This is a genomic window from Rhodanobacter thiooxydans (assembly GCF_021545845.1).
In the GTDB taxonomy this organism is placed as follows: domain Bacteria; phylum Pseudomonadota; class Gammaproteobacteria; order Xanthomonadales; family Rhodanobacteraceae; genus Rhodanobacter.
On the sequence record NZ_CP088923.1, the window covers coordinates 1,881,792 to 1,896,288 of the forward strand.

A 14,497-nucleotide genomic window follows, 5' to 3' on the forward strand; every position below is an offset into this window, starting at 1 on the left:
CTCACTGGAGACCGACGATGAAACGTATCCTGTTTGCCCTGGCCATGGCCGGGTTGACCGGCACCGCGCTGGCCGCCGATGCCCCGGCCGGCCTGCCGGCCACGCCGGCTCCTGCCGGTGCCGAGGCGTACATCATCGCGCCCGCCAATGGCGCCACCGTGGGCCAGGACGTCACCGTGCGCTTTGGCCTCAAGGGCATGGGCGTGGCGCCGGCCGGCGTGGCCAAGGAACACACCGGCCACCACCACCTGCTGGTCGACGTGAAGGAGCTGCCGCCCGCCGGCCAGCCGGTTCCGAAGGACGAACAGCACATCCATTTCGGCGGCGGCCAGACCGAGACCACGTTGAAGCTGAAGCCGGGCACGCACACGCTGCAACTGGAGCTGGGCGACCAGAACCACGTGCCGTTCGAGCCGACCGTGGTGTCGAGGAAGATCACCATTCACGTGAAGTGAGCGGATCCGGCCGGCAGATGCGCGGGCGCATGTCGCAGATCGGTTAAAATCGGCGGCTCAATCCCATTCCGCTGATATACCGATGACCGTCCGCACCCGCTTCGCCCCCAGCCCCACCGGCTTCCTGCACATCGGCGGGGCGCGCACCGCGCTGTATTGCTGGCTGGAGGCGCGTCGCCGCGGCGGCCAGTTCATCCTGCGCATCGAGGACACCGATCGCGAGCGCTCCACTGAGGAGGCCGTGCAGGCGATCCTCGACGCCATGCACTGGCTCGATCTCGACGCCGACGAAGGCCCGTTCTACCAGACCCAGCGGCTGGCGCGTTACAAACAGGTCGCCGGCGAACTGGTCGCCGCCGGCAACGCCTACTACGCCTACGAGAGCAAGGAAGAGATCGAGGCGATGCGCGAGGCGGCCATGAAGGCGGGCGAAAAGCCGCGCTACAACGGCTATTACCGCGACCGCAACGAACCTTTCCGCGAGGATCCGAATCGCGTGATCCGCTTCCGTAACCCGACGGAGGGTTCGGTGGTGTTCGAGGACAAGGTGAAGGGCCGCATCGAGATCGCCAACAGCGAGCTGGACGACCTGGTGATCTTCCGCTCCGACGGCTGGCCCACCTACAACTTCGCGGTGGTGGTCGACGACATCGACATGGGCATCACCGAGGTGATCCGCGGCGACGACCACGTCAACAACACGCCGCGGCAGATCAACATCTACCAGGCGCTCGGTGCGCCAGTGCCGGAATTCGCGCACCTGCCGATGATCCTGGACAAGGAAGGCAAGAAGCTCTCCAAGCGCACCAACTCGGTCAGCGTGATGGAGTACCGCGCCGACGGCTTCCTGCCGCACGCGATCCTGAACTATCTGGTGCGCCTCGGCTGGTCGCACGGCGACCAGGAGATCTTCTCGCGTGAGGAAATGATCGCGCTGTTCGACATCGCCAACGTCAACAAGGCTGCCTCGCGCTTCGACACCGAGAAGCTCGCCTGGCTCAACCAGCACTACCTGAAGACCGACGAGCCGCAGTCGCTGGCCGCCGAGTTCGAGTGGCACCTGCAGCGTGCCGGCATCGACGCTTCGCACGGCCCGGCGCCGGTCGACGTGATCGTGGCGCTGCGCGACCGCGTGCACACGCTGAAGGAAATGGCCGAGCGCGCGAAGATCTGGTACGGCCCCATCGTCGAGTGGGACGACAAGGCGGTGGCCAAGCACCTGAGGAACGACAGCGCGCCGGCCGTGCTCGATGCGGCGAAGGCCTTGCTCGCCGAGGTCCAGTGGCAACCCGGGCCCATCCACCAGGTGATCGAACAGGTCGCCGCGCAGCTGGCGCTTGGCATGGGCAAGGTCGCCCAGCCGCTGCGCGTGGCGATGACCGGCACCCAGGTCTCGCCCTCGATCGAGCACACCATCTACCTGGCCGGCCGCGCCGAGGCGCTGCGCCGCCTCGACTACGCGAAGACCCTGGCACGGGGCTGAGCCCCGCGCAGCTCACGGCTTCGGTGTGTTGCCCCGCCAGTCGCCGCCGAGGGCGAGGAACAGCGCCGCGGTGTCGGCGTGGCGCGTCGCCTGCATCTGCACCGCGGCGATCCGCGTCTGCTGCCAGGCCTGCTCCGCCACGAGCACGGCCAGCCCGCCCACCTGGCCTGCCTGCTGCTGCCGGCGGGTGAGTTCCAGCGTGCGCCGCGCGGCAGACTCGGCGCTGGCGGCGGCCTCGGCCGCGCGGGCGTCGGCGTCCAGTGCGTAGAGCGCGTCGGCGACATTCTGGAACGCGGCCAGCACGGTGCCGCGATACTGCGCCACGGCCTGCTGCAGGGCGGCCTCGGCGGCGCGCTGGCGGTGCTTCAGCGCGCCGAAGTCGAGCACGGTCTGCGCCACGCCGCCGGTCAGGCTCCAGAACGTGTTGCCCGAGGCGAACATGCGGTCGAAGGCGGTGGCGCTGCCGCCGTATTGCGCGGACAGCGAGAACTGCGGAAAGCGGCTGGCCACGGCCACACCGACCTGGGCGCTGGCGGCATGCACCTCGGCCTCGGCGGCGCGCACGTCCGGGCGCCGCTCGACCAGCGTGGCCGGCAGCGCCACCGGCAGCTCGCGCGGCAGCTGCAGGCGGTCCAATGCGAACGGCGGCTCGTTTGCCTGCGCGGGCGGCTCCCCGGCCAGCACCGCGAGCAGGTCGCGATTCTGCTGCTCCTGCTTCTGCAGCACGGGCAGGGCGGCGCGGGCCTGGGCCAGGGCGATTTCCTGCGCGGCCGCGTCGAGGCCGGAGGCGCCGCCCAGTTCGACCTGCCGGCGCACCAGCGCGAGCGCACGGGTGGCGTCCGCGACGATGCCCTCGGTGGCCGCGATCTGCGCGCGCAGCGAGGCTTCCTGCACCGCCGCCGCCACCACGTTCGCGGCCAGTGCCTGGCGCACGGCTTCCAACTGCAGGCGCTGCGCCTGCGCCTGCGCGGCCAGCGACTCGGTCGTGCGCCGGTTCAGCCCGAACACGTCCGGCGCGTAGCCCACTGTGAGCTGCGCCGTGTGCAGCGTATACATCGGCTGGCCGGAGGTCAGCGCGGGCGAGAGGGTGCCCACGGCGTTCCGCTGGCGGCTGGCCGAGTAGCCGAGCTGCACATTCGGCAGGAACGCTGCCCGCTGCGCGGCGAGATTTTCCTGCGCCACGCGCAGTGCGGCCCGTGCCCCGTCGAGCGACGGGTTGTGCGTCAGCGCGCGCGCCACCAGCGCGTCGAGCTGCGGCGAGCCGTAGGCCCGCCACCATGCCGCGCTGGCCTGCGTCCCCGGCAGCAGGCGCTGGCTGTCGCCCGCGCCGCTTATCGTCGCCGGCAGCGGCTCGCGCAGGTAGGCGTCCGCCGGCGGCAGCGCCGGGCGCCGGTAGTCGGGGCCGACCGCGCAGCCGGCGACCAGCACGGCGGTGGCAAGGCAGGCGGCGAAGCGGTAGGCGCGCGCGTTCACGGCGAGGGCTCCGTCGCGGTGGTGCGGCGTCGACTGCGCTGCTGCGACCACTCCACCACCAGCACCTGCAGTGCCGGCGCCACCACCAGCAGCATCAGCGGTCCCAGCAGCATGCCGCCCACCACCACCGTGGCCAGCGGACGCTGCACCTGGCTGCCGATGCCAGTGGAGAGCGCGGCGGGCAGCAGGCCGATGCAGGCCGAGAGCGCGGTCATCAGCATCGGGCGCATGCGCTGCTCGGCGGCCAGGCGCATCGCCTCCAGCGGCGGGCTGCCCTCGAACAACAGGTGGTTGAAGTGGCTGATGACCAGGATCCCGTTCATGACCGACACGCCGAACAGCGAGATGAAGCCGATTGCCGCCGACACGCTGAGGTTGAGCCCCGACAGGTACAGCGCGATCAGGCCGCCGGCGATCGAGAGGGGGATCGCGGCGAGCGTGAGCAGGCTGTCGCGCAGCGAGTTGAACAGCGTGTAGAGCAGGGCGAGGATCAGCCCGAGCGCGATCGGCAGCACCACCGCCAGGCGCACCTTGGCCTGCTGCATGTCCTCGAACTCGCCCGCCCAGGCCAGGTGGTAGCCGGCCGGCAGCGCGACGTGCGCGGCGATGCGCCGCTGCGCCTCGGCCACGGTGCCGCCGAGGTCACGGTCGCGCACGCTGAACTTCACCGGGATGAAGCGCTCGTTGCGCTCGTGGTAGATGTAGGAGGCGCCGGTATCGAGCGAGATGTTGGCCACCTCGCGCAGCGGCACGTAGGCGGTGACGCCGTTCGAGGCGGTGTAGCCCACCGGGATGTCGCCGATCGCGCGCGGATCGGATCTGTACGGCGCGGCCAGCCGCACGGTGAGCGGGAACTGGCGGTCGCCCTCTATCACCGTAGTGGCCTGGGTGCCGCCGACCGCCGCCTGGATCACGCTGTCGATGTCGCCGGTGTTGAGGCCGTAGCGTGCGGCCCTGGCGCGATCGACGGTGATGTCGAGGTTGGGCTGGCCGAGCACGTGGAACACGCCGAGGTCTTCCACGCCACGCACGCGGCGCATCTGCTCCATCACCTGGTCGGCCAGTTTTTCCAGCACCGGCAGTTCCGGGCCGACGATCTTCACCGAGTTGGCGCCCTTCACGCCGGACAGGCCTTCCTCGATGTTGTCCTGGATGTATTGCGAGAAGTTGACCTGCACCCCCGGGAAGGCCTGCCCGAATTCGCGCTGCAGCGAGTCCACCAGCTTCTCCTTGGTATCGCCCGCGGGCCATTCGTCCTGCGGCTTCAGCGGCACGAACAACTCCACGTTGTAGAAGCCCGAGGCGTCGCTGCCGTCGTCCGGCCGACCGTGCTGGGAGACCACGGTGACCACCTCCGGGTGCGCCTTGATCAGGCGGCGCATGCGGCCCACCTGGGCCTCGCCGGCCTCCAGCGTGATGGTGGTGGGCATGGTGGCGCGGATCCACAGGTTGCCTTCCTCCAGCGTCGGCATGAACTCGGTGCCGATGCGGGTGGCCAGCAGCGCGGCGACCAGCAGGAAGCCCGTGCCGATCAGTGCAGTCAGCCGGCGCCGGCGCAGCGCCTGCTCGAGGATCGGCGAATAGAGCCGGCGGATCGCGCGGACGAACCAGGTCTCCGTTTCCGCGACGTGGCGCGGCAGCAGCAGCGAGGCCAGCACCGGCGTCACCGTGAAGGTGGCGATCAGCGCGCCGGACAGCGCATAGGCATAGGTGCGCGCCATCGGGTTGAAGATCTGGCCTTCCACGCCCTGCATGGTGAACAGCGGGATGAAGGCGGCCACCGTGATCGCGGTGGAGAACAGCACCGCGCGGTCGACCTGGATCGCGCTGATGAACAGCAGGCGCAGCCGTTCCTTCCAGTTGTGCGCGGTGCCGCCGCGGGCGTACATGGCAAACTCGTTCTGCGCATGCTCGTGCAGCAGTTCCTGCCGCTCGTCGGCGCCCTTCTGGAAGTTGCGGAAGATGTTCTCGATCAGGATCACCGCCGAGTCGACGATGATGCCGAAGTCCACCGCGCCCACCGAGAGCAGGTTGGCCGACTCGCCCAGCGCCACCATCAGGATGATGCTGAAGAACAGCGCTACCGGAATGTTGGCGCTGACGATCACCGCGCTGCGCAGGTCGCCGAGGAAGAGCCACTGGATCAGGAACACCAGCAGGCAGCCGAACAGCAGGTTGTGCAACACCGTGTGTGTGGTGACCGCGACCAGCGTGGAGCGGTCGTAGATCGGCGCCAGGCGCACGCCGGCGGGCAGCGTGCCATCGCTGTTGAGCCTGGCGACTTCGGCCTTGACGCGCGCCACGACGTCGCTGGTCTGCTCGGTGCGGTTCATCACCACGATGCCGGTCACCACGTCGTCCTGGTCGTCGCGGCCGGCCTGGCCCAGGCGCGGCACGTGGCCGATCGAGACGCGGGCGACGTCCTTCACCAGCACCGGCGTGCCGTGCGACTGCGCCAGCACGATGTCGCCGATGTCGCTGGTGTCGCGGATCAGGCCGATGCCGCGAATGTTCACCGACTGCTGGCCGATGCCGATCGTGCGCCCGCCGACGTTGGTGTTGGCGTTGCCGATCGCCGCGATCAACTGGGGCAGGGTGATGCCGTAGCCCTGCAGTCGGTGCAGGTCGGCATCCACGTCGTAAGCCTTGGTGGTGCCGCCCCAGGTGACCACCTGGGCTACGCCGGGCACCGACAGCAGGCGGTGGCTGACCACCCAGTCCTGCAGCGTGCGCAGCTGGGTCAGCCCGAAGTGTGGCGGACCGACCAGCTGGTAGCGGTAGATCTCGCCGACCAGGCTGGAGGCCTGGATCTGCGGCTGCACGCCGTTGGGCAGGCTCACGTTCTGCTGCAGGTTGAGCGCGGCCTGGGTGTACGCCCGGTAGTAGTCGACGCCGTACCTGAAGGTGACGCGCACGAAGGACAGGCCGTAGAACGAGGTCGAGCGGATCGTGTCCACCCCCGGCGTGGTCGCCAGGCCGAGTTCCATCGGGCGGGTATAGGAACGCTCCATTTCCTCCGCCGACAGGCCGGGTGCCTGTGCGGTGATTTCCAGGATCACCGGAGCCGGGTTCGGATAGGCCTCGATGTTGAGCTTGGAATACGCCACCAGGCCGGCGATCAGGAACGCCAGCAGCGCCATCAGCACGATGGAGCGGCGGTTGAGCGCGAATGCGACGATGCCTCTGAGCACGATGCGTTTCCTTGCAGGTGGGCTACTGCGACTGCAGCGCCAGCGCGTTGCTCAGGAACAGCGCGCCGCTGCCGGCCACGCGCTCGCCGGCGGCGAGGCCGCTGACGATCTCGTCCTGGCCGTCCTGCTGCCGGCCCAGTGCCACCGGGCGCCGCGTGAAGCGGCGGCCGTCGGTGGTGACGTATACCGTCATGGTGCCGTCGCCCTCGCGCACCACGGCCTCGGCGGGCACGGTCACCACGCGCGCCGGCGGCGCAGTGCGCACCTCCATGCTGGCCAGCATCTGCGGGCGCAGCCGTGCGTCGGCGCCGTGCAGCACCGTGCGCACCTGCACCCGGTGGGTGATCGGATCGGCGCTGCTGCCGGCCAGGTCGACCCGGCCCTGCAGCACCAGTCCCGGCAGGGCGTCCACCCGCACGCTGACCGGATCACCGGGGTGGATCTCGGCGATCTCGTCCTCCGGCACGCCGGCCACTATCCACAGCGCATCGTCGGCAGCCACGCTGATGGGCGCGGCGCCGCCCTGTTGCAGCCAGTCGCCCGGCGCCACCGCGCGCGCCGCCACCTGCCCGGCGATCGGGCTGGTCACGCGCAGTTCGCCGTCGATGGCGCGGCGAGTGGCGATGCGGTCGATCTGCGCGTCGGTCTGGCCGAGCAGGCGCAGCGCCGTGCACGCCGCGCGGTAGCTGGCCTCGGCGGTCTGCTGGTCCGCGATGGCCTGCTCCAGGTCCTTGCGGGCGTTCGCCTGGATGTCGAGCAGTTGGCGCGCGCGTTCGAGGGTGTGGCTGGCCAGGGCACGCACGCCGGCGGCGGCCACCAGGTTCGACTCCGCTTGCACAAGGTCGGCGCTGTCGACGGTGAACAGCAGCTGCCCCCTGGCCACGCGGTCGCCGACCTGCACCAGCACCTGCCGCACGCGGCCCTGGTAAGGCGAAGACACCTGGGCCAGGCGGTCCTGGTCGAAGTCGATGTAGCCGACGGCATCGAGGCGACGGTCGAATGCGCGCCATTGCGACGGCAGCACCACCACCTGCTGCGCCTGGCGCTCGGTCAGCGTGACGCTGTCGCCGGGCCGGGCCGTGGCCGCAGGCGGATCGGCGCGGCGGCCACAGGCGGCAAGCACGGCCAGCAGCGCCGCGAGCAGGCACGGTTGCAGCGCCGGGCGCATCGTTCGGATGAGGTCATACATCACGCATTCCTTGGGGGCAGGGCATGCGCAGGTCGCGCGGCAAAGGGCGGCGTGCGGGGTGAGGCCGCCCGCCTCGGTGTGGATCGCCGGGGGCGGCCGCGTGCCAGGCGGCGCTAAGTTAATCGCGCGATCCGGGCGGAAACAGTTACCGTCCGGAAAGGTTGCCGTCGTTCCCGCGCGGCAACCGGATGACCACGCGCAGGCCGGGGGCCGCGTCCTCCAGCCGAAGCTGCCCGCGATGCAGGGCGACCACGGCCGCCGCGATGGACAGGCCCAGGCCGTTGCCGCGCTGGTAGCGGCTGGCATCGGCGCGGAAGAACGGCTCGGTCGCCCGACCCAGCAACCCGGGCGGGATGCCCGGCCCGTCGTCGGCCACCTCGATGCGCACGTCTTCCGCCGCGGCGCGGACCACGACCCGCACCGCGGCGCCGTGGCCGGCGTACTTGAGCGCGTTGTCGAGCAGGTTGGCCAGCATGCCCGCCAGCAGGTCACGGTCGGCCTCCACCTGCGGTTCGTCCTCGACCGTCAGCGCAAGCGTCATGCCCTCGCTTTCGGCTGCCGGCTGGTACAGCTCGACGATGTCGCCGACCAGCTCGCGCAAGGCGACCGGCTCGAAGTTCTGGCGGCGCACGCCGGCCTCGGCCTCGGCGATCTGCAGCAGCTTGTCCACCAGACGGGTGACCGCGTCGATCTCGTCGATCGCGCTGGTCGCAGCTTCGCGCAGCGCCTGCGGCGGCTGCTGCGGATGCAGCGCGTCCTCCAGCACGGCGCGGATGCGGCCCAGCGGCGTGCGCAGGTCGTGCGCGATCGCATTGGAGACGTCGCGGGCGCTGTTCATCAGCTGCTCGATCTGGTCGAGCATGCGGTTGACGTCGCGTGCCACCATCGCGAACTCGTCACGCGAACGGCCGACCGTGATGCGCCGGTCCAGCCGCCCTGCGGCAACCTCCGCGGTGGTGCGGTGGATCGCCTTGAGCTGGCGCTGCAGCTGCAGTCGCACCAGCAGCGCGCCGCCCGCCGCCAGCGCGAAGGCGATCAGGCCGCCCATGGCCAGCGCGGCCAGCACCATGCGTTCGAGGTCGCGCTGATCCTGCAGGTCGCGCCCCACCACCAGTACCGCGCCGTCCGGGAAACGATGCACGAGCAGGCGCCCCAACGTGTCCTGGCCGCGCCGCCGCACCGGTTGCTCCAGCAGCGCCTCGGTGGCGGTGCCGGTGGCATGCCAGCGGTCGAGGTTGCCGATCAGCACGCTGCCGTCGGGCGCGTCGAGCTGATAGATCTCGGTGTTGACGTCCTGGTCGTCGGTGAGCAGGCCGAAGATCTCCTGGCGCAGCGCGGACAGTCCCTGGCGGTCGTGCAACTGCACCAGTCGGCGCGCGCCCAGTTCGAGCTGCTTGTCGATGTTGCGTGCGAGCAGCCCGGCGGTGCCGATGTAGAAGATCGCCGAAACCACCGCAACCGAGACCAGCAGCAGCAGGCCGTAGCCCAGCGCCATGCGCAGCACGACGGAATGGCGCAGGCCGCTGCGCATGATGCTCATTCGGCGCGCAGGGTATAGCCGACCCCACGGGCGGTGTGGATCAGCGGTGTCGGAAAGTCGCGGTCCAGCTTGTTGCGCAGCCGGCTTATCTGCACGTCGATGACGTTGGTCTCCGGATCGAAGTGGTAACCCCACACCGCGGTGAGCAGCATCCGGCGGGTGACCACCATGCCCTGGTGGCGGGCCAGGTATTCGAGCAGCTGGTATTCGCGCGGCTGCAGCGTGATCGCCTGGGTGCCGCGATGCACGCGCCGGTTGCGGGTATCCACGCGCAGGTCGCCGATCTCGATCACGTCCGGTTCGCTGCGCTGCACTGCGCGCCGCGCCAGCGCCTCGATCCGCGCCAGCAGCTCGTCGAATGCGAACGGCTTGCCCAGGTAATCGTCGCCGCCGCTGCGCAGGCCGCGCACGCGCTCATCCAGGCTGGACAGCGCGCTCAGCACGATCACCGGCGTGGCGATGCCGTGGCTGCGCAAGGCGGCAAGCACGCCCAGGCCGTCCACGCCGCCGGGCAGCATGCGGTCCAGTACCAGCACATCCCAGCTGCCATCGAGCGCCAGGCGCAGTCCGGTATCGCCTTCGTGGCATGCCTGCACTACGTGGCCGGCCCGCTCCAGCCCATGGCGGACCAGCTCGGCGGTCGCCAGGTCGTCCTCGATCAGCAGGCAGCGCATGAGCGTGGGTTCCTCGTGGGCTCGGCGGTGGCGCCCGCTTGCGCACAGGCGCCGTCTGCGGACAGCATCGTGCCTATCCTAACGGCAGCTGCGGGATCGCATGAACGAATGGCTGGACAGCGCGACCGTGGGAGTCGATCCCGCCGCACCGGATGCCTTCTGGCGGATCTTCTTCAACCTGATGCGGCTGGTGCCGTGGGCGGCGCTGTTCTGGTGGAGTCTGCTGTTCGTCCTGGTCGGCGCGCTGCTCGGCTGGTGGCGGGGTCGGCTGGTCGATGGCGTCGTGTGGGCCACCCTGCTGGGACCGCTGGGCTGGTTCGTGGTGCTGGCCCGACCGCGTCGTCGCCAACCGCCGCCGCTGCCGGGGCGAAGGCGTGGCCGGGGTGTACAATTGCCGCCGAGGTGACCACATTGACGACTGCCATCTCCACCAGGCCGCACCCGCACCACCATCACCACCATGATGATCCCAGGGGTTTCGTGGCGGCGGTGGAACTCGCCAGCGAGAAGCGCGGCCTGCGCCTGACCGCGCTGCGGCGCGAGGTGCTGGAACTGGTTGCCGCTGCAGACAAGCCGGTCAAGGCCTACGACTTGCTCGACCAGCTGCGCGAGAAGCACGGCAACGCGGCGCCGCCCACGGTCTACCGCGCGCTAGATTTCCTGCTCGAGAACGGCTTCATCCACAAGCTGGAATCCATCAACGCGTTCGTCTCCTGCCACCACCCGGCTGAGGCGCACCAGGTGCCGTTCCTGATCTGCGATACCTGCGCCAGCGCCCAGGAGGTCTGCGACGAGCGGGTCGCCGAGCTGATCGAGGCGCAGGCGAAGGCGTTCGGTTTCCGTCCGCAGGCGCAGACGCTGGAAGTCCATGGCACCTGCCGGCATTGTCGCAAGGGATGAACCTGCGACGGTCGGCATGGCGTTTTGCAACGTTATAATGTAACATCCACCCGGCTGAACACTTGAGCCGCCACCTCTGGCGGTGCCGGGCACGACGATGGACTCCGAGCAGGCGAACAAAATCCGCTGGTGGCATGCCGCCGATCGCGTCGGTGCGACGGCATCTTTCCTGTGCGCGATCCACTGCGCGCTGCTGCCCTTCGTGATTGCGCTGCTGCCGCTGCTGGGCCTGGAATTCCTGGCCGACCATCGCTTCGAGCGCGTGTTCGTGCTGTTTGCCTGCGTGCTGGCCTCGTTCGTCCTGGTCCGCGGTTACCGCCGGCACCAGCGCACCCTGCCATTGCGGCTGGCGGCGCCGGGGCTGGCCCTGCTGCTGCTCGGCATCATCTATATCGACGGCTCCACGCCGGTCCTGCACAGCGTGCTGGTGACCTTTGGCGGCCTGCTGCTGGCCGCTGCGCATTTCGTCAATCTGCGGCTGGACAGCCGCAGCAACGGTGCGCACGTGCACGGCCCGCAGTGCGCGCACTGAGTCGTAGCGAATCCGGCGGTGATTGTGTAACGGCAGTGGCTGTTCCTAGCATGTGTGCATGAACACCGCCCACGCCCACCCGCACGACCACGAACACGCGCACGATTCGGCGGTCGCGTCCGACGGACGCAGTCGCAAGCTGCTGTTCGCGTTCGTGCTAACCGTCGTGATGATGGCAGTCGAGGCGGCCGGTGGCGTGTGGTCTGGTTCGCTGGCCTTGCTGGCCGACGCGGGGCACATGGTGGTCGATGCGCTGGCCCTGCTGCTGGCGGTCGTTGGCGCGCGGATGGCGAGCAGGCCGGCCGACGCACGGCGCAGCTACGGCTATGGCCGGATGGAGGTGCTGGCTGGGTTCGTCAATGCGCTGGGCCAGTTCGTGCTGGTCGGCTGGATCGTCTACGAGGCCGTCGCGCGGCTGCTGCATCCCGGGGAGATCCTGTCTGGAATCATGCTGGCCGTGGCGGTCGCGGGGCTGCTGGTGAATGCGCTGGTGTTGCGTACCCTGCACGGACATGCGCACGACGACGTCAACCTGGCCGGCGCCAGCCTGCATGTGCTGGGTGACCTGCTCGGTTCGCTGGCGGCGGTGCTGGCGGCGCTGGCGATCCGCTGGTTCGGCTGGCTGTGGGCCGACCCGCTGCTGTCGCTGCTGATCTCGCTGCTGATCCTGGGCAGCGCGTGGCGCTTGCTGCGGATGTCGGCGCACATCCTGCTGGAGGGCGTGCCCGACGGCATGGACAGCGCGCTGGTGGAAGCGTCGCTGCGCACCGCCGACCCCGGCATCTGCGACATCCACCACCTGCACGTGTGGCAGCTCGCCTCGGGTTCGCGCATGGCCACCGTGCATGCCGAGCTGCATGATCGCGCCGATGGCGCGCGGGCCCTGCAGGCCATCAAGCGCATGCTGCTGGAGCGTTTCGGGATCCAGCACGTGACCGTGCAGATCGATCCCGGGAGTTGTCTCGATGCGAGCGACGACTGTGCCGGCCACGGCCGTCGCTGACTATCCCGTGCGGCGCCGAACGCTGCTATGATGAGCGGCCGTTCATCCAATAAATCAAGGAGTTCCCCATGGGCAAGGGCGATCGCAAGACCCGTCGCGGCAAGACGTACCGTGGCAGCTATGGCAACACCCGCGCGCACGCCGTGGCGCCGGCCGTGGTGGGCGCCAAGCCGACCGTGACCAAGCCGGCCGCCGCCAAGAAAGCCGCGCCGAAGAAGAAATCGGCCTGATTCCTTCGCCGGTTGCGGCCAACCAGAACCCCGCCTCGGCGGGGTTTTTGTTGGCCTGTGGCCAGCACCGGCGAAAAACTCCGCGTCGTGCGGAATGTTTCATCGGCGTGCCCGGCGCACGTGCGTGCGGCATCCTTGCTGCCCGCCGTACGGGTCAGCTGCGGCTGTACAGGTTTGCTCCTGGCGAGCTTTTTCGCACGCGTTTGCGCGACCCAGTCATTTCGTGACTGACTCCCGACCGGGCATCGGGCAGTTGCTCCCTGCGTTGCCTCAACTCGGGCATCGGGCAACTGCTCCTGCGTTGCCTCAACTCGCACATCGGGCAACTGCTCCTGCGTTGCCTCAACTCGGGCATCGGGCAATTGCTCCTGCATTGCCTCAACTCGGGCATCCATGCCCTCGCCATGCCCTCATCGTGGTCTCGTCGTGGCCGGGCTGAGAGGTTGAAGAATTCAATGCATGCGTTGCAGGGCGCTGCGCAAGTCGTCGTAGCCGCCCACGTAGCGGATCGTGTCGCCTTCGGCCAGGAAGATCTGCGGCAGGCTGGTGGTGCGCTGGCCCACCTTGCTGCGCAACTCGTCCACGCTGATGTCGCTGCCCACGTTGTGGTACTGGAAGGTGATGGATTTCATCTGGCACAGCAGCTTGGTCTTGTCGCAGCTCGCGCAGTGGTCGCGACCGTAGATGATGACTTGCATGGAGGCTCCTTCAGAAGTCGGCGTCGAAGATCAGGTTCTTGTCGGTGCGGCGCATCACGCCTACCTTGTAGGCGGCGATGTCCTGTTCCTGCGGCGAGGCCTGGGTCTTGGAGATGTTCAGCCACTTCTCCATGTACTTGAGCGGGTTGGCGCCGGGCAGGGCGTATTTCGTGGTGGTCAGGCCCAGCGTCTGGTAGACGTCCTTGGCGCAGTACAGCGTCCATGCCGACAGGCGCTCGGGGTTCATGCCGACCAGCTCACGGCCCTCGTCGAACAGGTAGGCGATCCAGGTGAGCTCACTGTCCACCACTTCCTCGATCAGCGCCTCGATCTCACCGCGGCATGTGCGGAAGGCGGTCTGGCCGCGTTCGGTGGTGAGCTCGTTGGCCAGCACGGCACGATCCAGCTCGGCGTGGATTTCCAGCTCGTCCTGGGCGATTTTCTGGATCGCCTTGCCGATGGGCTGGAACAGGCCGGTGTCGCAGATGGCGAAGGTGACGGCGAAGCTCGCCATGAACTGGATGCGCTCCATGCAGAACAGCGCCACCACCGTCATGAACACGGTGTTGTAGGTGGCCTGGTCGTCGGGCAGCTGCCCCAGCGCGTATCGGTGCGAGGCGCGGTAGCCGTCGGCGAAGGCCTTGACCACGCGCTCCAGCCGCGCGTGCGCCTGCTCCACGCGCAGGATCTCCTCGATGATGGCGCCCGGGTCGTCGAAGGAGTTGCGCACGATCTCCGAATAGGTGGCGGCGTGGATCACCTCGTTATCGGAGATGCGCTGCCAGCAGGCCCACAGCTCGCTGGAGGTGATGAAGGGCGCCAGCACCGGGGCGATGGCGCGCGAGGCCACGCTGTCGGCTTCCCATTGCCAGGCCAGGGTCTTGATCATCATTTCCCAGGTGGCGCGCGAGCAGGATTTGAAGTCGGCGTTGCAGGAGGAGTAGTCGAACTCGTTTTCGTCCCAGTCCAGCGATTTCTGTGCCTTGTACAGGCGCCAGATGTCGGGGTAGTGGCGGTTGATGGTGTCGAACAAGCCAGGCTTCTGGCCCAGGAACAGCGAGGGCTTGGCGTAGTCGGTCTTGGCGTAGTTGAAAATGTTGTCGGTCATGGCGTTCTCGTGGCGGTGTGT

The 14,497-nt window shown here is 68.9% G+C and carries 14 protein-coding genes; 7 read left to right on the forward strand and 7 right to left on the reverse strand.

The genetic code is table 11. From position 1 onward, the window contains the following. Window positions 1–17 precede the first annotated feature (17 nt). Together LRK53_RS08375 and gltX are read left to right on the forward strand one after the other, a co-directional pair. A complete protein-coding gene (locus tag LRK53_RS08375) occupies window positions 18–455 on the forward strand; it encodes a DUF4399 domain-containing protein (protein ID WP_027492440.1) in 438 nt (145 codons plus the stop codon). An 82-nt stretch (window positions 456–537) separates the two neighbouring features. Continuing rightward, a complete protein-coding gene (gene gltX / locus LRK53_RS08380) occupies window positions 538–1,938 on the forward strand; it encodes a glutamate--tRNA ligase (RefSeq protein WP_027492441.1) in 1,401 nt (466 codons plus the stop codon). A 12-nt stretch (window positions 1,939–1,950) separates the two neighbouring features. Here gltX and LRK53_RS08385 read toward each other — a convergent pair whose 3' ends face one another. The 5 genes from LRK53_RS08385 to LRK53_RS08405 all read right to left on the reverse strand — a co-directional run bounded on the left by LRK53_RS08385 (window position 1,951) and on the right by LRK53_RS08405 (window position 10,005). Further along, window positions 1,951–3,411, reverse strand: a complete 1,461-nt coding sequence (locus tag LRK53_RS08385) for an efflux transporter outer membrane subunit (protein WP_235642626.1) — start codon at window positions 3,409–3,411, stop codon at window positions 1,951–1,953. Beyond that, window positions 3,408–6,602 (reverse strand): efflux RND transporter permease subunit, encoded by a 3,195-nt coding sequence (locus LRK53_RS08390; RefSeq protein WP_027491537.1) that lies wholly within the window; start codon window positions 6,600–6,602, stop codon window positions 3,408–3,410. The genes LRK53_RS08385 and LRK53_RS08390 overlap by 4 nt, the downstream gene beginning before the upstream one ends. Before the next feature lie 22 nt (window positions 6,603–6,624). Beyond that, entirely contained in the window at window positions 6,625–7,791 is a 1,167-nt protein-coding gene (locus LRK53_RS08395) for an efflux RND transporter periplasmic adaptor subunit (RefSeq protein WP_051257481.1), read from the reverse strand. 145 nt (window positions 7,792–7,936) lie between these two features. Further along, window positions 7,937–9,322 carry a sensor histidine kinase gene (locus tag LRK53_RS08400; protein WP_235642627.1) on the reverse strand — a complete coding sequence of 462 codons (1,386 nt, stop codon included), beginning with the start codon at window positions 9,320–9,322 and terminating at the stop codon, window positions 7,937–7,939. Between the two features lie 5 nt (window positions 9,323–9,327). Beyond that, on the reverse strand, window positions 9,328–10,005 hold the full coding sequence (locus LRK53_RS08405) for a response regulator transcription factor (RefSeq protein ID WP_027491540.1): 678 nt from the start codon (window positions 10,003–10,005) through the stop codon (window positions 9,328–9,330). Between the two features lie 100 nt (window positions 10,006–10,105). Here LRK53_RS08405 and LRK53_RS08410 point away from each other — a divergent pair, with 100 nt between their 5' ends. From LRK53_RS08410 to LRK53_RS08430, 5 genes are all read left to right on the forward strand, one after another. Continuing rightward, entirely contained in the window at window positions 10,106–10,411 is a 306-nt protein-coding gene (locus tag LRK53_RS08410; protein WP_235642628.1) for a hypothetical protein, read from the forward strand. A gap of 5 nt (window positions 10,412–10,416) precedes the next feature. Then, window positions 10,417–10,905 (forward strand): transcriptional repressor, encoded by a 489-nt coding sequence (locus LRK53_RS08415; RefSeq protein WP_235642629.1) that lies wholly within the window; start codon window positions 10,417–10,419, stop codon window positions 10,903–10,905. Between the two features lie 97 nt (window positions 10,906–11,002). Continuing rightward, a complete protein-coding gene (locus LRK53_RS08420; protein ID WP_027492657.1) occupies window positions 11,003–11,437 on the forward strand; it encodes a MerC domain-containing protein in 435 nt (144 codons plus the stop codon). A gap of 58 nt (window positions 11,438–11,495) precedes the next feature. Further along, on the forward strand, window positions 11,496–12,440 hold the full coding sequence (locus tag LRK53_RS08425; protein WP_027492656.1) for a cation diffusion facilitator family transporter: 945 nt from the start codon (window positions 11,496–11,498) through the stop codon (window positions 12,438–12,440). A gap of 68 nt (window positions 12,441–12,508) precedes the next feature. Next, window positions 12,509–12,670, forward strand: coding sequence for a 30S ribosomal protein THX (locus LRK53_RS08430; RefSeq protein ID WP_081666607.1), 162 nt, complete (start codon window positions 12,509–12,511; stop codon window positions 12,668–12,670). Window positions 12,671–13,122: 452 nt separating this feature from the next. Here LRK53_RS08430 and LRK53_RS08435 read toward each other — a convergent pair whose 3' ends face one another. Together LRK53_RS08435 and LRK53_RS08440 are read right to left on the reverse strand one after the other, a co-directional pair. After that, complete coding sequence (locus LRK53_RS08435) at window positions 13,123–13,368, reverse strand: glutaredoxin family protein (protein WP_037089635.1); 246 nt, start codon at window positions 13,366–13,368, stop codon at window positions 13,123–13,125. A gap of 10 nt (window positions 13,369–13,378) precedes the next feature. After that, on the reverse strand, window positions 13,379–14,476 hold the full coding sequence (locus tag LRK53_RS08440; protein ID WP_027492655.1) for a ribonucleotide-diphosphate reductase subunit beta: 1,098 nt from the start codon (window positions 14,474–14,476) through the stop codon (window positions 13,379–13,381). Window positions 14,477–14,497 lie beyond the last annotated feature (21 nt).